Source organism: Microcoleus sp. B4-C2, from assembly GCF_036705265.1.
Lineage (GTDB): Bacteria > Cyanobacteriota > Cyanobacteriia > Cyanobacteriales > Microcoleaceae > Microcoleus.
The window spans coordinates 11,916-29,974 of record NZ_JAUBUB010000042.1 but is presented as its reverse complement, the minus strand read 5'-3'; the positions used below and the strand labels follow the sequence as shown (position 1 = coordinate 29,974).

12 protein-coding genes are annotated in these 18,059 nt (G+C 45.7%); 8 read left to right on the top strand and 4 right to left on the bottom strand.

Annotated features, from left to right (window positions below):
* The first annotated feature begins 1,130 nt into the window (after window positions 1-1,130).
* From QUB20_RS14280 to QUB20_RS14270, 3 genes are all read left to right on the top strand, one after another.
* Window positions 1,131-3,137, top strand: coding sequence for a GspE/PulE family protein (locus tag QUB20_RS14280; RefSeq protein WP_333248836.1), 2,007 nt, complete (start codon window positions 1,131-1,133; stop codon window positions 3,135-3,137).
* A gap of 94 nt (window positions 3,138-3,231) precedes the next feature.
* Window positions 3,232-4,329, top strand: a complete 1,098-nt coding sequence (locus QUB20_RS14275) for a type IV pilus twitching motility protein PilT (protein WP_333246704.1) — start codon at window positions 3,232-3,234, stop codon at window positions 4,327-4,329.
* 94 nt (window positions 4,330-4,423) lie between these two features.
* Window positions 4,424-5,551: a type II secretion system F family protein gene (locus QUB20_RS14270; protein ID WP_333056038.1), complete on the top strand. Its 1,128-nt coding sequence runs from the start codon at window positions 4,424-4,426 to the stop codon at window positions 5,549-5,551.
* A gap of 706 nt (window positions 5,552-6,257) precedes the next feature.
* Here QUB20_RS14270 and QUB20_RS28710 read toward each other — a convergent pair.
* Entirely contained in the window at window positions 6,258-6,416 is a 159-nt protein-coding gene (locus QUB20_RS28710; RefSeq protein WP_445243020.1) for a transposase, read from the bottom strand.
* 171 nt (window positions 6,417-6,587) lie between these two features.
* On the opposite strand from QUB20_RS28710, the gene QUB20_RS14265 reads away from it, so the two are divergent.
* Together QUB20_RS14265 and QUB20_RS14260 are read left to right on the top strand one after the other, a co-directional pair.
* The gene (locus tag QUB20_RS14265) at window positions 6,588-7,709 is read left to right on the top strand and encodes a glycosyltransferase family 4 protein (protein ID WP_333246337.1); all 1,122 of its coding nucleotides are present in this window, start codon (window positions 6,588-6,590) and stop codon (window positions 7,707-7,709) included.
* 11 nt (window positions 7,710-7,720) lie between these two features.
* Window positions 7,721-7,954, top strand: a complete 234-nt coding sequence (locus QUB20_RS14260) for a hypothetical protein (protein ID WP_333056036.1) — start codon at window positions 7,721-7,723, stop codon at window positions 7,952-7,954.
* 123 nt (window positions 7,955-8,077) lie between these two features.
* Here the strand turns inward: QUB20_RS14260 and QUB20_RS14255 are convergent, their stop codons facing one another.
* Complete coding sequence (locus tag QUB20_RS14255; protein ID WP_333246335.1) at window positions 8,078-9,013, bottom strand: exopolyphosphatase; 936 nt, start codon at window positions 9,011-9,013, stop codon at window positions 8,078-8,080.
* A gap of 66 nt (window positions 9,014-9,079) precedes the next feature.
* Between QUB20_RS14255 and bioF the strand changes: the two genes are divergently transcribed.
* Window positions 9,080-10,252 carry an 8-amino-7-oxononanoate synthase gene (gene bioF, locus QUB20_RS14250; RefSeq protein ID WP_333248833.1) on the top strand — a complete coding sequence of 391 codons (1,173 nt, stop codon included), beginning with the start codon at window positions 9,080-9,082 and terminating at the stop codon, window positions 10,250-10,252.
* Between the two features lie 284 nt (window positions 10,253-10,536).
* Complete coding sequence (gene pirA, locus QUB20_RS14245) at window positions 10,537-10,686, top strand: arginine synthesis PII-interacting regulator PirA (protein ID WP_172185012.1); 150 nt, start codon at window positions 10,537-10,539, stop codon at window positions 10,684-10,686.
* 192 nt (window positions 10,687-10,878) lie between these two features.
* Here pirA and QUB20_RS14240 read toward each other — a convergent pair whose 3' ends face one another.
* Together QUB20_RS14240 and QUB20_RS14235 are read right to left on the bottom strand one after the other, a co-directional pair.
* A complete protein-coding gene (locus QUB20_RS14240) occupies window positions 10,879-11,037 on the bottom strand; it encodes a hypothetical protein (protein ID WP_333212558.1) in 159 nt (52 codons plus the stop codon).
* 690 nt (window positions 11,038-11,727) lie between these two features.
* Entirely contained in the window at window positions 11,728-13,095 is a 1,368-nt protein-coding gene (locus tag QUB20_RS14235) for a TldD/PmbA family protein (RefSeq protein WP_333057730.1), read from the bottom strand.
* 451 nt (window positions 13,096-13,546) lie between these two features.
* Here QUB20_RS14235 and QUB20_RS14230 point away from each other — a divergent pair, with 451 nt between their 5' ends.
* A complete protein-coding gene (locus QUB20_RS14230) occupies window positions 13,547-17,824 on the top strand; it encodes a PAS domain S-box protein (protein WP_333250267.1) in 4,278 nt (1,425 codons plus the stop codon).
* Window positions 17,825-18,059: the final 235 nt, after the last annotated feature.

Sequence of the window (18,059 nt, the reverse complement as noted above, 5' to 3'; positions counted from 1 at the left end):
AATATTGAGGTATAATTTATGGCATTAATGGGGCAAACCCAAGGTTTGTTGGTTCCTCATTTTTAATTAAAGCGATCGCATTTACAACAATTTTTATAAGTATATTTTGCGGTTAAGTCTACTACAATATTTCCCAATTAGGAGGCTTGATGTTTCAAGGTTTACTTAAAAGGATAGAAACTTAAAGTTATCATCGATCAGGCTGTTTTAGTCGCAAGCTGACGCTGCCATTTTTTACCATTTGCTGAGTTTGCCAAGTGGGGAGAAAAAGAAATTTGTATTGAGGAACTAAATAGTTAGCTGTGTGCTTGTGTAACTCAGACACTAGGTTTTTAATCTTGATGCGAATTGGGGGCGTGGTTTTTCAGAGTCAATAACGCCGAAGTTTCTTGAAGTCTGGAATTTTTGCCATTCAAATGATAGATATTAGCGGGTATGGCGACGATACTCATCTGTAGATAATATGGATATCTAATGGGCATCTTTCCAACATTTCTGAACCGTAAAACTTAGATCACAAAGGTTCGGAAACCAGGGTATAATCAAAGTAATATTTACTGACCCAAAACTAGAGTTGCTCAAAATTGGCCCAGGGGGCTCATGCAGCCGACGATCGGGCAGTGACCGATCGCAGATAATTAATCAAAATATATTTCAAAAGGGCGATCGAGGCTTTCGTAAAAGCTATCATCACAGAACATAGCTCATATTTAATTTAGTAAAGCTAACCGCGCCACCACGGGCGCTGTAATTTGAGCAAACAATTTGGGAAAATAGAATTAGTCTGGGAGGGGCACACACCCCGCCCCGCTTTTCTCTCCCGGTACGGGGAACCCCCAAGTGATGTGCCCTGACGCTATAACGAGAGTATCCCGCAAGTTAATCAGGTAAATAAGCAACTTAGCACTCAACGAACAAGATTTGATTGCAAGCACCCGCAAATCCCTCCAACATCTCGTCAATTTGTGGACGCAGCTTAGAGGGGACTGCGAGCTTAAACTTGAGAGATAGGGATTGAGCCAGAAAATGATAGCTGATCCATAAGCAAAGAATACGGGGGTTAAAACCCCACGTTGGTTTTCCTCTCAGCACTTTTTGTGACTGAGTTTCCCACCTATTGAGTGTTTTTTATGACTAGCACATCCCCGCTTCGCTCCACATCCCTAGTTTCTGTGAGTCAATTTACTCCGGCTATCACCAAGATGATTCAGTCGGGTTACGTCAACGGCGAGCAAGTAAAACAAGCTCTAGTTGATAGCCGGAACTCCGGCAAGCGGTTGACGGAGGTATTAGAAGCACTTACTGGGCAACCGTTGCCTCCAGAATTGCTGCGACTTTACAAGAAGCAGCAGATGTTTGAACGGAAGATAGTCTACGGCGTTGAAGCATTTGACCCGGAGATGAGCGAAATGTCTAACGAGCAACTCGGAGTTATGCTCGATGCGTTGAAGATTTCGATCGACATTTGTCACCAAGGTCGGTTTTTACCCGTAGCGAAGACGGAAACTGAGCCTGCGGCGGTTTTAGTGGCAATGGTAGATCCCGACAACCTCAACGCCATAGAAGATTTGCGGCGGATTTTACAGCCTCACGGCTTGGCTTTGCAGCGGCGAGTGATTACGCCGGACGACTACCAGGACATTACTTCTGCTTATCAAGACGAACAAGTTAAGAGGGAAGCTAAAAAAGCTGAAATCGAAAAGCAGAGAAAGATGGATTTAGGGGAGGGAGATTTTGGCGAGCTCTCGCTAGAAGAGGAGAGCACCGACCAAGAAGACCTCGCTAACACCTTGGATGATGCTGAGGCGGCTCCCGTAATTAAGGCCGTCAATATCATTTTGGCGAAAGCTTTGTCGGAAAAGGTGTCTGACATCCACGTAGAACCTCAAGAAGAGTTCATGCGGATTCGGATGCGGAAAGACGGAGTGCTGCAAGAGTATTTCCGGTTTCCCAAGCAGGTAGTCCAATCGATTACCGCTCGTTTCAAGATTATTGCCAACCTGGATATTGCCGAACGCCGACAAGCTCAAGACGGGCGCATCCGCCGGGTGTTTGAGGGACGCACGGTGGATTTCCGGGTCAACAGCTTGCCTTCCCGGTACGGTGAAAAAATCGTGCTGCGGATTTTGGACAGTTCCAGCACTCAGTTGGGTTTGGGTTTGTTAATCTCCGACGAAGAAACTCTGGCTTTAGTGCGAGAGAGTGCTAGCCGTCCGTTCGGACTGATTTTGGTGACGGGGCCGACGGGTTCGGGCAAGTCAACTACTCTGTACTCGATTCTGGCGGAACGGAACGATCCGGGGGTTAATATCAGTACGGCGGAAGACCCGATCGAATATGCTTTGCCAGGAATTACCCAATGTCAAGTAATTCGGGAAAAAGACTTGACTTTTTCCAACATTCTGCGGGCTTTTTTGCGGCAAGACCCTGACGTGATGCTGGTGGGGGAAACGCGGGACAAGGAAACGGCAAAAACTGCTCTGGAAGCTGCTTTGACGGGACACTTGGTGCTGACGACGCTGCACACGAACGACGCGGCCGGGGCAGTGGCGCGTTTGGCCGAAATGGGCGTAGAACCGTTCATGGTTTCGGCCGCTCTGTTGGGCGTGTTGGCTCAACGTCTGATGCGGCGCGTTTGCGACAAATGCTGCATTCCTTACCAGCCTACTGCTGCAGAACTCGGCAAGTACGGTCTGTCGGCTTCTCAAGAAATTGATCTAACTGTTTACAGAGCCAACACTATACCCGTGGAGGAAAGGAAGGAACTCGCAGACAACGAGCAACTTTGTCGGAAGTGTGGCGGCCTAGGCTACAAAGGACGGGTAGGGGTTTACGAGTTCCTGAAAAATACTGAGCGGCTTCAAACTCTGATCACTCAAGGAGCTCCCACAGAGCAAATTAAGGAAGCAGCAGTAGAAGAAGGGATGAAAACGCTGCTTGCTTACAGCTTGCAGTTGGTGCGGGAAGGCGCGACTACCTTTGAAGAAGTCGAGCGGGTGACGTTTACAGACTCTGGGCTGGAGGCTGAAATGAAAGCCAAACGCAAGCAGGGACTTACCTGCAAGACTTGTCAGGCGGAATTGAAGCCGGAGATGCTGGATTGTCCGTACTGTTTGACTCCGCGCTTTTTGGATTGATTCAGCAGTTAACTGTTGACTATTAACTGTTGACTCTTAACTGAGCTAGATTGGTCAATAACTATCATATCAATTCGATCGAGGAGAGGTATCTATGGGTCTGATGATTGAAGACGTACTGGAGTCCCTGGTAGAGCAAGGGGGTTCGGACATACACATCCAAGCGGGCGCGCCTATATTCTTCCGAGTCAGCGGGAAACTAACTCCTCAGACTCAATACGGTGACATTCTGTCTGCTGAGGAAGTGCAGATCCTAATTTTCCAAATGCTCAACAATATGCAGCGCAAGCAGTTGGAAATGGAGTGGGAACTCGACTGCGCTTACGGCGTTCGGGGATTGGCTCGGTTTCGGGTAAATGTGTACCGGGAACGGGGTTCTTGGGCTGCTTGCATGCGGGCTCTGGCTTCTAAGATTCCGAACGCAGATGCTTTAGGCGTGCCACAGATTTTGCGGGATCTGACGGAAAGACCCAGGGGTATGCTGTTGGTGACGGGACAAACGGGTTCCGGGAAAACTACTACGATGGCGGCTTTGTTGGATCTGGTCAACCGGACGCGGGCGGAACACATTCTAACCGTTGAAGACCCGATCGAATATGTGTTTCCCAATGTCAAGAGTTTGTTTCACCAGCGCCAAAAGGGCGAAGATACTAAGAGCTTTGCTAATGCTCTGAAAGCTGCTTTGCGCGAAGATCCTGATGTAATTCTCGTGGGGGAAATGCGGGATTTGGAAACGATCGGTCTGGCAATTTCGGCTGCAGAAACGGGTCACATGGTGATGGGAACGCTGCACACTAATTCGGCGGCTGCAACGATCGATCGGATTTTGGACGTGTTCCCGCCCATTCAACAACCCCAAGTTCGCGCCCAGGTGTCTAACTCTTTGGTGGGAATTTGCAGCCAAAATTTGGTAATAAAAGTTGGGGGCGGCCGCTGCTGCGCTATGGAAATCATGGTAAATACTCCAGCTATGGCTAACTTGATCCGGGAGGGCAAAACTCCGATGATTTACTCTCAAATCCAAATGGGGGCAAAATTGGGTATGAGGACGATGGAAATGGCCCTCGCTGAACTTTACAAGAGCGGTAAAGTCACTTGGGAATCGGCAATGGCCAAGGCTTCTAAGGCGGACGAACTCGAACGCTTGATCGGCCCGGCACCGGTTGGTAGCGCCCCGGTAAAAGCTCATTAGTTCCGTCAGCAGTCATTAGTCAGGAGTTCGCAGGCTGAATTAATGACTGATGACTGATGAGTCATAACTTTTAATAAATTTTCAGAGGTGAGCTGTGGCTACCAACGTTATCCGCCAAAAACCGAAAGGTGGCTTTGATTTCAGTAAGATTCAGGAGCAAATTGAATATAACCTTACCAGCCTTACTGTTAAGGATATGGCTATTTTTGCTCGTCAGTTTGCGGCTATGTTTAATGCAGGGGTGGCGATCGTTCGATGCCTTTCCGTGCTGCACGAGCAGTGTTCTAATGCTAAGCTGAAGCGAGCGCTCAGAAGCATGAATGCTGACGTTCAGGAGGGGATAAACTTGGCAGAGGCGATGGCTAAGTTTCCTGATGTGTTTGACCAACTGTTTATCAGTATGGTGGCGGCGGGAGAAGTCGGGGGGGTGCTAGATGAAACCCTAGACCGTCTGGCGGTGATGATGGAAAAAAATCACAAGACGGAATCCGAAATTAATTCGGCTATGTCTTATCCGAAGACGGTGCTTTCCATCGCGATCGTGATTTTTTTCGCAATGACCATATTCTTGCTACCAACTTTCGCTAAAATCTTTAAGGATATTGGTGCAGATTTGCCGGCTTTTACGGTGATGATGTTGGCAATTAGTTCATTTTGTACCGCTTGGCCTCCGATTCAACAGGTGACAGTTATTGGGGTAATTATAGCGCTAAAAATTGCCTTCGATATGTACTACAAAACTCCCATAGGTCGCCTACAAATTGATAGAATTGCGATGAAATTGCCGGTGTTTGGCGATTTGATCGAAAAATCTGCGGTGGCTAGGTTTTGCGTGATATTTGGGTCGCTGACGCGATCGGGCGTGCCGATTCTCAATTCTTTGGAAATTGTGCGAGATGTGGCGGGAAATCAGGCGATATCTAATGCGATCGAATATGCGAGACAGGAAATTCAAGGCGGCGGCATGATCAGTATTGCTTTGCAAGAACAAGCTGTTTTTCCGTCTTTGGCCATCCAAATGATGGCAATTGGCGAGGAAACAGGGGAACTTGACAAGATGCTGATGAAAGTTGGCGCTTTCTACGAAACGGAAGTGGAAGAAGCAGTAAAAGGACTTACCAGTATGCTAGAACCTCTGATGATTGTGGTCGTCGGTGGTATCGTAGGTTCAATTTTGCTGTCGATGTATCTGCCGATGTTCGCAGTGTTCCAGAAGCTGTAAAAAAGTGCTAATTAGTTATTAGTTATTAGTTAGTAACAATTAACGCCTGACCAATGACTATTTCAATCGTCCCCAGGCTCTGCCTGGGAAGACCTTTGGAGGAGGCACAGCATCGATTCAAAGGAGAAAACAATTTGGAGGCTCTGCCTCCAAATCTTCCTTACCAGGGTCTTCCCATTGGTGACAACTTACGAAAATGCCACAAAAGTAAAGTAGGATAGGCAGACCGATTTAACTGCTGCCTAATCCTGGCTTTACGCTCCAGGGTAAACCCATCTTAATTTGAACCCAAAATATCCTACAGTTAAATCCGAATAAATTTCAATGTAGTTATTGTAAGTTTATGGGTGCTATCAATGGCAAAAGGTTTTACTCAAACTTTAAATCACCAACCAAAACAAACAGATTCATTGGCTTCGGTGAATATATTAAATGCCAGTTTTTTAGAATATTTGGCCAATTTGAAGGCTCCCAGAAGATAAAGAATAAAAAAATATTCCGAGATATTACAGGGGAATCGCATCTTAATTAAGGTATAATGGTGAGGGAAATTTTTTAAACATTTGACAGCATCTTTCAAGCGCAGCTCGTAAACTAAGGAATGAAAATTGAGTGTGATGCTGATAGGCAGCTAAGCACGCTCGCTGGGGTTCCACCTAGTTGATTTATCTCCATCACGTACTCTTGCCTAGGGCGTGTTTTCAAACTATAACCACAACAGAATGCAGGCGATCGCGATCGTGGCTGTATAATTGGCAGGCAGCTTCTCATATCGAATAGCGCTCCGACTCCATTGCTTGAGTCGCTTGATAGCACGTTCAACAATGTTCCGTTGCCGATAGATTTCACGGCAGCCTTTTTCCATCTGCCTCAGTGAGAGATACCTGCCGGGAGTCCATTCCCAGTTTAACTACTTGTTGGTGGCCCATCCCGTCTCCACCGCAGCCCTGCCTCTGGCAGGTGCATTTTATGTCATTTGTCAAGTACAATTTATACCAAATTAGATGCGATCGCCCTGCACTAATAACCCATAAATATGGTTCACTTTAACGTTGCCTTTCAACACTTTAACTCCTTCACCGACATTACCCTATCCCTGGCCAAAACTTTAGACCAAATGGGAATTCCTATTTCGGTCGAACCTTCAACAATAGCCTCTCATCTCAGCCGCCATTCCACAGCAGAAGAAAACGACCTGCTAGAGAAGTGGATGAACACCACACCCTCAGATTTATTTCAGATCAAATGGTCTCATTATTGGAAACCTTATTTTTTAAAAGAACTCAACGGACATCTCAACTTAGAACTTTTTGCTATCAATTACGAATTCGCCAAAAACCATGATGATTATGATTACTGGATTTACGATGCTGTTAACACTTCATCTCACAAACTAGCCGTCAGCCAATATTCTAAAAACGTTTTAATAAAAGCTGGATGTCCGCCGGCTAACGTATCAGTCATGCCTCTAGGTTTCAATCCTTTAATCTCGCAACTCTATTTGCCCAGACCGCAAAAAACCCAAAAAGATGTAAAGTATATTCTGCACATGACCAATTCTTTTGATTGGTATAGATTTGGCACGGATCTGGCAATTCAAGCTTTTTGTGAAGAGTTTAAAGATGATTCTAACGTAGAGTTAATTATCAAAGATGGTGGCAAAAATCCTGATGTTATAGTGGAACACCTCGTAAATATCGAAAAACAATTCGGCAAGTTCAAGTCAAAAGTTCAGGTAAAGCCTAAATTTTGTACTAAAGCAGAACTAGCTGATTTATACTTGTCAGCAGATGCTTTTTTAGCACCGTTTCGCGGCGAGGGTTTTGCGATTAAAATTTTGGATGCCTTTGCAGCAGGTTTGCCCGTTGCTATGACTATGTACGGCGGCCCGACTGAGTACGCCAATGCTGATAACTGCTATCCCATTGCTTACGATCTAATTCCCGTGGGAAAGTGTTACGATACTGAGTATCTAAAAATCAGAAATGCTCCTCATTGGGCCGAGCCAAATGTTCAGTCGGTTCGCGAACAGTTGCGAAAAATTGTTGAAGACCCGATGCGTTTTCAGGTAGCTCAAAAAGCTAAAGAGACGGCAGATTTATTTAATTGGGAAGCTGCTGCTCAAAAATTGCTAGGATTAATGCGAAAGTTGTTTTAAGAGCAGAAATTATGGGACTCGAACGCAAAATGTTTAGGGGAATGTTTTCACCCGGGGAAGTGGTACGATTAAAACAGCCTTGTTTTACTCCCGGCCGATTGTTTGAGCCAGGAAAATATAACGCTGATGAGTTGCCGGATATCGCTTTTGATATGGGTTTGGTAGACCATTTGCCACCAGTCAAAGGCAAAAGTTCAGAAAATCTCAATGTTCAGAACCCGCCAGATCAAAACCTTGAGGAATAAACTCTCGTTGGCAGTAAGGACTTCAGTCCTAAAAATCCCTGTTTGTAGTAAGGACTTTAGTGCTGAAAATTAAAATAAATAATCAAAGACTCAAGTCCTGACTGCAAAAAAGATAAAGCCAAATTAACCATTTTGCTCTATCTGGGCAATTAACTGTTTCAAAACTTGACTAGCTTTATCGTTCTCAATCTGACAAGTTCCGGCATTCTGGTGTCCACCGCCGCCATACCTCAACATTAACTCCCCAATATTAGTTTTAGAAGTTTTGTTAAAGATTGACTTGCCAACTGCGAAAACAGTATTTTGTTGTTTCAGTCCCCAAAGTACGTGAATCGATATATTGCACTGAGGGAACAAAGCATAAATTACAAAACGATTTCCCGCATAAATCACATCTTCGTTACGCAAATCCAAAACAACTAAATTATTATAAACTTGGGCGCATCGCTGTATTTGCTCTTTAAATTTTTCTTCTTGCTCGAAGTAGAGGTCTACTCTTTCTTTTACATCAGGAAGCTGCAATATTTCATCGATAGTATGATATTTGCAGTAATCGATTAACTGCATCATTAACTGATAATTGGAAACGGTAAACTCTTTAAACCTTCCCAACCCGGTTCGTGCGTCCATTATGAAGTTTAACAGCACCCATTCTTGCGGATGCAGAACCTCTTCTTGGGCAAATTGAGCGGAATCTGATTTGTCAACTGCTGCCATCATTGCCTCAGAAATATCAGGAAACTTTGCTGCACCTCCATAATATTTGTACAGTACCCTAGCTGCAGAAGCTGCATAGGGATCGATGATGTGGTTGATTTTGATTTTCTCGTGTCTAAGAGTTTCGCTGAAATGGTGATCGAAAGCTAGATGAACTCCCTCAACATAGGGTAAATTGGTGCTAATATCGTTATTTGTTATTTCGATTTTCCCATCCTGCATATCTTTAGGATGCACGAATTTAATCTCGTCGATCATATCGAGTTCTTTGAGCAAAACTGCACAGACTAGACCGTCAAAATCGCTGCGGGTGACTAATCTGTATTTTTTAGTGAGTGGCATATGCTTCTGTGATAGGGAGGAACTGATCACCAGCTAATATAACGTATTACCCGATCGCTTTCCAATATGAACACAGACCCTTACGCTTGGATAGAGAAGGCCCTGGACACAGTTCGCCGTGCCAATTGGTATAGATCGCCAGAATCGATCGAAAGTTCCCCTGGGCCTGTGGTAAAGTTAGCAGGCCACAGCCTGATTAACTTTGCCAGCAACGATTATCTGGGACTTGCGGGCGATGACAGGTTAATTGAAGCTGCTATAGCTGCAACTAAGGAATTTGGTACGGGTGCGACGGGTTCGAGGTTGGTCAGCGGACACCGCGATTTGCACCGACAGTTAGAACAAGCTATTGCTAATTTAAAACAAACTGAAGATGCTTTAGTATTCAGTTCGGGATATTTGGCGAATCTAGGGGCGATCGCATCCGTTGTCGGCAAGCGCGATTTGATATTATCTGACAAGTACAACCATTCGAGCCTGAAAAACGGAGCCACACTCAGCGGTGCAACAGCCCTAGAGTACAGTCACTGCAATCTTGAGGATTTAAAAGCCAAGCTAGAGCAAAATCGCGCAAGGTATCGCAAGTGTTTAATTATTACCGATAGCGTCTTTAGCATGGATGGGGACTTGTGTCCGCTACCACAGTTGTTGGCTGTGGCCGAAACCTTTAACTGCATGGTATTAGTAGATGAAGCTCATGCTACGGGAGTTTTCGGTGCTAGCGGTGCCGGTTGTGCAGAACATTTCGGGTGTACGGGAACACCACTGATTCAAGTGGGGACACTCAGCAAAGCTTTGGGAAGTTTAGGTGGTTACGTTGCGGGCTCTGCTGCTTTAATTGATTTTCTGCGTAATCGAGCTGCGAGTTGGATTTATACTACAGCATTGACGCCTGCTGACGCGGCGGCTGCTTTAGAAGCTGTGAGGATTGTACAGCAAGAACCAGAACGCCGAGTTCGGTTGCGACAAAATATCGAAACTTTCAAATATTGCGCGATTACCAATTACCAATTACCAATTAGTAATTCCCTCTCCCCAATTTTCACTCTTCCGTTAAAAGATGCAGCCTCCGCTTTAACAGTCGGCAGCAAACTCAAGGAAATGGGTATTTTTGCTCCAGCGATTCGGCCTCCGACTGTCAGCGTGAGTCGAATTCGGATTTCGCTGATGGCAACTCACGAGCTCGCACACCTTCAGCAGTTGGTAGAGGCGCTGAAGCAAGTTTTTAGTTTTGACTAAATGTTGAGTGCGTACCGCGCACCGCTTGACTAAATGTAAATGTTGGGCATCGGGCATCGGGCATCGGGCATCGGGCATCAGCCTAATGACTAATGACTACTGACTAATGACTAATGACTTCTGATTGTCAAGATATCGCTATTGACTTATGACCAATCTTATACAGGAGTTTGGTCGATCGGTCAACAACTGTAAATTTTTTGTAAATTTAGATACTTTTTGGAATTTAGCGCTATATTAGAGAAGTAGCAGGTACACCAAATTTAATATAAGGAACGTCCACCATGAACACAAATCGTCAAAACGTAAAAAAAGTAGCAGAAACCCACCGCGCTAACATTCACAAGCAACTGATGCACCGCATAGAAGTAGCGAGATCCAGTGGCAATCAAGATTTGGTTCGGGTGCTTGAAGAGGAAATGAGACAGCTTTAAAGAAGCTGGAACTAGAATTTGCCGTAGTTTGGTTTAGAGGGTTGTGCGAGAAATGCAGAATTCCGGCAACCGCTACCTGTGAAGTTTTGACTCCTCTCTTAGTTGGTAGGAAAAATCCCGGTTTCTTAAAGAAACCGGGATTTTTTATTGAGAAGGAAGAAGAAAGAGGGAACACTCCTGCACGCACAAACTCTATCTGTAGAGTGCGCCTCGTCCCCAAGAGATTTGCCAAAAATAGAATGTTATGTCGGTAAGTTGAATCAGGTATTTATGAATTTGCTGAGCTATGCGATTCATGCCTTGAATTGCTATGACCAAAAACGCACCTCGGAGCAAATTAAAAATGACCATAGTACGATTACGATTTGTACTTCTATGCTGAATTAGGATGGGGTAAGAGTCGGTGTGAAAGACAATGGGCTGGGAATAACAAGGGAGGTAAGGAATGAGAATTAAATAACTTCCACAAGTTTGTGGGATGGGCGTGCCGCCCGTCCAAAAACGACGGGCGGGACGCCCATCCCACAATAACAATTAAAATTGTAAGTTATTTAATTCGCGATCCTAAGAACCCATCTATTTAGTCCTTTCTTTACAACTGAACCTGCGGGTCAAGACACTGGTTTGGGATTATTTGATTACCTATCAGATTTTGGTGGAGAAGCGCGGCGGAGATTTGAAGTGTTTATCACAGCCAACAGAACCGGGTGCATAATTTGTGGTTGAGATTCCCATTAGGCAGAGCGAGCGGGTAGAGATGAAGGCGAGTTAAGGGGAATAAAATTGGCTAAAAGAACGCGAAACCCGTACAAGTCTAGCTTATTCGTTGTGCGAATTGATGTGCGGAAATTTACACCTTTGGTAGCGGTAGCCTGCGACATCGCACTCAGCGGGAGTGAAAGTAAATACCAGATTTAAGTCCTTTGTCAACTTGTCCGTGTCCCGCACTGGTTAAGGTGAGGCGTGAGGGCGCGAGCACGCCTTCACCATGTGCCAATTGCGTAAGTTTTGAACTAATTACTAATGACTAATGACTAATGATTACCTTCCTCCGACTACAACATTTTTAATCCGCAAATGGGGGCCGCCGACACTTACCGGCAAGCCACTCTGGCCACCTTTACCGCAACCGCCGTAGGCATAAACCGAGTCATTTCCTATCGACTCAATATCTTTTAAAGTCTGAAATACATTGCCGCTTAAGGTGACATCGCTCACGGGTTCGGCTAATTTGCCGTCGCGAATCATAAACCCTTGAGCCGCCGCAAAGGTAAACATTTCGCCGTTGGTTTGTCCTCCCAACATCCGCACTGCATAAACTCCTTCGTCAATGTCGGCAACCATTTCGTCAAAGGAATGTTCGCCAGACTCGATCGCAGTATTAGTCATCCGCACCAAAGGCATAAAAGTAGCACTCAGAGCCCGGGCATTTCCCGTCGGACTTTCGCCCATTTTGCCCGCAGTCTCGCGATTGTGCATTCGAGCGGCTAAAACTCCATTTTTAATTAAATGCTTGCACTGAGCCGGCACGCCTTCGTCGTCATATTTTAAAGTTCCCGGTAATCCCGGCACAGTTGCGTCGTCAATTACATTCAATTGTTCGATCGCCACAGGCTTGCCCAAAGTCAACAATTCCTGCATTTTCGGGTTTTCGTAAATGCCGTCTGCTTCCGACAAATGCCCGAAAGCTTCGTGAATAAAAACCCCCGACAAATAAGGGTCTAAAATCACCGGATACTGACCACCTTTCACCGATTTTGCCTCTAATTGGCCTACAGCTCGAACGGCAGCACTCTTAACACGATCTTCAATATTTGTCAAGACATCGTAATCCGATCGCGAGTGAATCGACTCAAACCCTTGGCGGACGACACCGCCCTCGCCGCGGGCGATCGCTCCGAAACGTCCGGTCACGTCCAAGCGCTCTTGAGCGATGCAAGTCCCTTGAGAATTCACAAAATAAGTAATCCCAAATCTGTCGCTGTAACCTGCCATTGTCGTCTGAATTCGCGGGTCATGATCTAACAGCAACTGATTGTAAGATTCGAGCAATTTCCGCTTTTCGGCTAGAGTAATAGAGCGCGGATCGCGGCCCAATTCCACCGCTACATAATCTTGAATCGGGGTGACATCTGCTAGTAGAGTTTTTTCACTACCAACCAAACGAGATTGCACTACAGCTTCTTCAATGCGGTCTTTTAATTCATCTAAACCGTTAAAAGTTACAAAACTCCAGCCACCTTTGTGACAGGCGCGGATGCCGCCGGCGAGACTAAAACTGCGGTTGACAGCATCTAACTGAGGGCCGCGAAAACTAATCGCAGTTGACTCGCTTTGTTCGAGGCGAACTTCTAGATAATCTACGCGATTGCGGTAAGGTGCGATCGCTTCCATCAACTGTTCTTGCATCAAATTGCCCCTATGAATGATTAGCCGTAGCGCTGAAAAAAATTATTGCTAAACCTATTTTAGCTAATAACTCCCGTCTTTCGGGTGCGCGTTCCCCCACCGGTGTGGTGCGGGAGCATGGCGCGTCCTACCCCATCGAGGGCGAGTCAGTCGATTTTAGATTTTAGATTTCAGATTTTAGATTGATCCCGTCTTGAGCCTGCGCGTTGGAATGAATCCGGGGGCTTATGACCACATTACTTTCGGTCAGTCGATTTGAGATTTAAAACTTTTTCCATAGAATTGATGATGAGAGGCTTGGCGGCCCGCGTTCGACGGGCGTCCTCGAACACAACAAACTCGCGCCCGCTTGCGAAAAGCCCGGTATGCCGAAAATTTTGGATTTGCCTAGAGAAATCAAACTAAACTAAATCTATCTAAAGACGTAAAAAAATACCTTAACCCCCGGCAGATGGAATACTTTAAGGTTAAAAAATTCCAAATTTCACCGTATTTAGCAGCTATTTCGGCATCAATAGCAATTTTGGTCGGAGTTGGCATTTTAGATCGATCGGAACAGCGGCGGTTTTTTCACTACAACCGCGCTAGCACCCTCGATCGCCTCAGCACAGTCCGTTCAAAGCTGGAAGGCTCTTTGAATTCCCGCCTGTTTTTGATGCGGGGTTTGGGGGCTTACATTTCCAACAACCCAAACATCACCGAAGCCGAGTTTGCAGCGACGGCGAGAATTCTGGTGGCACAGCAACCGGGCATTCGCGCCATAACTTTAGTTAAAGGCACGACGGTCGCTTACATTTATCCGCGGGAGGGAAATGAATCGGCGATCGGAGTTGACTTGACGACGCTACCCGAACAGCGGGAAATGGTCAAAGAGGTCATCCGAACCAGAAAAACTTTGCTAGCCGGGCCCGTGAAATTATTGGAGGGGGACGAGACTTTCATCAGCCGATCGCCGATTTTTCTCACACCCTCCGGCGCCGAGGCAGAAACAGGAGTTTACTGGGGCTTGACAGGCCTGATCATCGACAAAAATACCCTCATTGAGGAAGCAGGACTCAACGACTCCTCAGCGAAGCTGCAATACGCTCTGCGGGGCAAAGACGGTTCGGGAGCCTCCGGCCCTGTGTTTTTCGGTGACGGGTCAATTTTTGAGGAGAATCCCGTGGTGCTGGAAGTGACTTTGCCCAACGGTTCCTGGCAGTTGGCAGCAATTCCGGCGGGAGGATGGCCTGCGAATTCGCCGTTTCGGGGGTGGGTGATCTTTGGAGGCGACTTGCTGGCACTTTTGACTGGGGTGGCAGTTTTTAGCGGGGTGTACGGCCGTGCGAAACTGCGGGAGAGCGAAGTTAAGTACCGGCAATTAGTTGAGAATGCTAACAGCATGATTGTGCAGTTAGACAGTGAAGGTAATATTACTTTTTTTAACGAGTTTGCTGAAGATTTTTTCGGGTATTCAGAAGCAGAAATCATCGGCCAAAGTGCGATCGGCACAATTATACCGAAAACAGAGTTATTTGAAAGTGACCTCGCGACAAAGATTCGAGACTGTTTGGCACAGCCGGAAAAATACTTCCAAAACGAAAATGAAAACATCCGCAGCAATGGAGAAAGGGTGTGGATAGCGTGGACAAATAAACCTTTACTAGATGCGAAGGGAAATGTGGCAGGACTGCTTTGTATCGGGACGGATATTAGCGATCGCAAACAAGCTGAAATCGCCCTGCAAGGTTCTGAAGCGGAACTTCGAGCTTTGTTCGCTGCCATGAACGACGTAATTTTCGAGATTGATATTGAGGGACGCTTGCTGAAAATTGCCCCGACAAATCCAGAATTATTGTACAAGCCACCGGCGGAATTTTCCGGGAAAAAAATCAGCGAATTATTCGAGCCAGAAATGGCAGATATTTTTCACGATAAAATTCGCACCGCCCTTGCTACAAATCAAACCTGTACTTTTGAATATAACCTGGAACTTGCCAGCGTACAAACGTGGTTTGCCGCTACCATTTCGCCAATGAAAGAAAACACGGCTCTGTGGGTAGCCCGCAACATTACGGAGCGCAAGCAAGCTGAAAATTGGTTAACGGGTCAAAAACAAATTTTAGAAATGATTGCTAAGGGTGCTTCTCTGGGCGATACTTTAAATACTTTAGTTAAAATTATCGAGCAGCAATCTAGAGATGTCATCGGTTCGATATTGCTTCTAGCTCCAGACGGAAAACATTTGCTGCACGGAGCCGCGCCCAGTTTGCCCGACAGTTACAATGCTGCTATTCATGGCATAGCCATCGGGCCGAATGTCGGTTCCTGCGGCTCTGCTACCTTTAGCCGCCAACAGGTAATCGTTACAGATATTGCCAGCGATCCTTTGTGGGAAAATTATCGAGATTTAGCCTTGAGTTTTGGACTGAGAGCTTGCTTGTCTACTCCTATTTTCTCATCTCAGGGTCAAGTTTTGGGGACTTTTGGAATGTATTATTCCCAACCGCGCTACCCCAAAAACTTTGATCTGCAATTGATAGAAGCGTCGATTAATTTAGCAGGAATTGCGATCGAACGCAACCAGGCAGAAGAAAGTCTCAAACAGCTCAATCAAGAACTCGAAAATAGAGTGAAACAGAGAACTGCTCAATTGATGCAAACTGAAGAACGCTGGCAGTTAGCACTCAAAGGCAACAATGACGGCATTTGGGACTGGAACTTGCAAACCGGTGAACTTTTTGTTTCCGATCGCTTTAAGGAAATCACTGGTTACGAAGATAGTGACATTAGCGATTACAATAATACATGGAATACGAGTTTACATCCCGATGATTTAGTGAGTTCTCAGCAACTTCTTCAAGAACACTTGGAGAGAAAAACGCCTCATTACATCACCGAATACCGCTTGTGGTGCTATAACCGCGCTTACAAATGGATATTGAGTCGGGGACAAGCTTTGTGGGACGCATCTGGAAAAGCAGTCCGCATGGTAGGTTCAATTACTGACATTACGGAACGCAAACAAGCAGAGGAAGCACTGCGGGAAAGCGAGGCAAAATTCCAAAAGCTGTCTGCTAATGTGCCGGGAATAATTTATCAATTTTTGTTGCGTGCAGATGGCTCTTCCAGTTTTCCTTACATAAGTGCTGGTTGCCGAGAACTTTTTGAGTTAGAACCAGAATATATTATTAAAAATGCGGCTGTGCTAACAGATTTGGTTCATCCCGACGATCGCGACAATTACGACGAATCTATTGCTATTTCTGCCCAAAATCTGCAACCTTGGCAGTGGGAAGGACGGCTGGTACTACCTTCAGGCAAAATTCGCTGGTTTCAGACAAATTCGCGTCCTGAAGCTAAGGAAAACGGCGATATTCTTTGGGACGGCATCACCGTTGATGTTACCGATCGCAAACAAGCTGAATTAGAATTGCAAGAAAGCCAGCAGTTTATTCAAAAAGTAGCCGAGGCTACTCCCGGTATTTTGTATCTATACGACTTGGAAGAACAGCGAAATATCTACACGAATACTTCACTGTTCGGGCTTTTGGGATATACCCTTGACGACATTACAGCGATGGATTCGTCACTCATGCCTCAGTTGATCTACCCCGAAGATTTGCCGAAAATTGTGGAACATCACGCGAGCTTTGCAGAAGTTGAAGATGGCGAAACTAGGGAAATTGAGTACCGGTTACAGGGAGCATACGGTCAATTGTTGTGGCTGCAAAGCCGGGATACTATTTTTAGTAGGAATGCGGAGGGTCATGCTAAGGTAATAATTGGAGTTTCCCAGGATATTACGACTCGCAAGCAAGCAGAGGAAGCACTGCGGCAAAGCGAGGAACGAGAAAGAGAAAAAGCCAGAGATTTAGAGTCAGCGCTGCGGTCATTGCGCTCTACTCAAACTCAACTCATTCAAACAGAAAAAATGTCTTCTTTGGGGCAATTAGTGGCTGGGATAGCTCACGAAATTAATAATCCCGTTAATTTTATTCACGCTAACATTGATTATCTCAACCAGTATACTACACAGTTGCTGGATCTTGTTACTCTTTACGAACAGGAGTATCCCGATCCTAATTCAAAAATTGTCGATCGCATTGAAGAGATTGATTTGGATTTCATGGCTGAGGATTTAAGAAAAGTTATGGGTTCGATGCAGGTAGGAAGCGAGCGCATCCGGCAAATTGTATTGTCCCTCAGAAATTTTTCGCGACTGGACGAATCGGCAATGAAGCCGGTGGATATTCACGAGGGAATTGAGAGCACTTTGTTAATTTTGCAGCACCGCTTGAAGAGTCGGGACAGCCGCCCGGAAATTGAAGTAATTAAGGAGTTCGGGAAACTGCCGCTGGTGGAGTGCTATGCCAGCCAACTGAATCAGGTGTTTATGAATATTATTGCTAATGCAATTGATGCTATTGAAGAGCGATATCACCAGTTATCGGTTCCACAATCAGAGACAAAGAGTGGTCGCATTACTATTTCCACTGGTGTAACCCCCCAGAACACTGTGAGGGTAGAAATTTCGGACAACGGTACGGGTATTCCCGATGGGATAGTCGATCGCATTTTTAACCCGTTTTTTACTACGAAAGCTGTGGGGAAAGGTACGGGGTTGGGAATGTCTATCGCGCACTCGATTGTGGTGGAAAAGCACAAGGGTAAGATTGAGTGCATTTCTTCCATAGGATGCGGAACAACTTTTCAGATTGAGATTCCGATCGACAAAGTGTATAAATAGTAGGGCGTCAGTCGATTTTAGATTTTAGATTTTAGATTTTAGATTTGAGATTGACTCCGCAGTGGTAGGGTGCGTCAGTCGATTTTAGATTTTAGATTTGAGATTGACTCCGCAGTGGTAGGATTCGTCAGCAGAGCCTGATTTTAAGGCGCGCAGCCAGGGGCCATAAGCTGACTCACCCTACAATTTAAAGACTAAAATAGACGGAAGCTGCTAACGAAGCGGTGCTGCATCA

Excerpts from the sequence above, each read along its gene's own strand:
- QUB20_RS14280 (WP_333248836.1), top strand. The coding sequence starts at position 1,131 with ATGACTAGCACATCCCCGCTTCGCTCCACATCCCTAGTTTCTGTGAGT.
- QUB20_RS14275 (WP_333246704.1), top strand. The coding sequence starts at position 3,232 with ATGGGTCTGATGATTGAAGACGTACTGGAGTCCCTGGTAGAGCAAGGG.
- QUB20_RS28710 (WP_445243020.1), bottom strand. The coding sequence starts at position 6,416 with ATGGAAAAAGGCTGCCGTGAAATCTATCGGCAACGGAACATTGTTGAA.
- QUB20_RS14265 (WP_333246337.1), top strand. The coding sequence starts at position 6,588 with ATGGTTCACTTTAACGTTGCCTTTCAACACTTTAACTCCTTCACCGAC.
- QUB20_RS14260 (WP_333056036.1), top strand. The coding sequence starts at position 7,721 with ATGGGACTCGAACGCAAAATGTTTAGGGGAATGTTTTCACCCGGGGAA.
- QUB20_RS14255 (WP_333246335.1), bottom strand. The coding sequence starts at position 9,013 with ATGCCACTCACTAAAAAATACAGATTAGTCACCCGCAGCGATTTTGAC.
- bioF (WP_333248833.1), top strand. The coding sequence starts at position 9,080 with ATGAACACAGACCCTTACGCTTGGATAGAGAAGGCCCTGGACACAGTT.
- pirA (WP_172185012.1), top strand. The coding sequence starts at position 10,537 with ATGAACACAAATCGTCAAAACGTAAAAAAAGTAGCAGAAACCCACCGC.
- QUB20_RS14240 (WP_333212558.1), bottom strand. The coding sequence starts at position 11,037 with ATGGTCATTTTTAATTTGCTCCGAGGTGCGTTTTTGGTCATAGCAATT.
- QUB20_RS14235 (WP_333057730.1), bottom strand. The coding sequence starts at position 13,095 with ATGCAAGAACAGTTGATGGAAGCGATCGCACCTTACCGCAATCGCGTA.
- QUB20_RS14230 (WP_333250267.1), top strand. The coding sequence starts at position 13,547 with ATGGAATACTTTAAGGTTAAAAAATTCCAAATTTCACCGTATTTAGCA.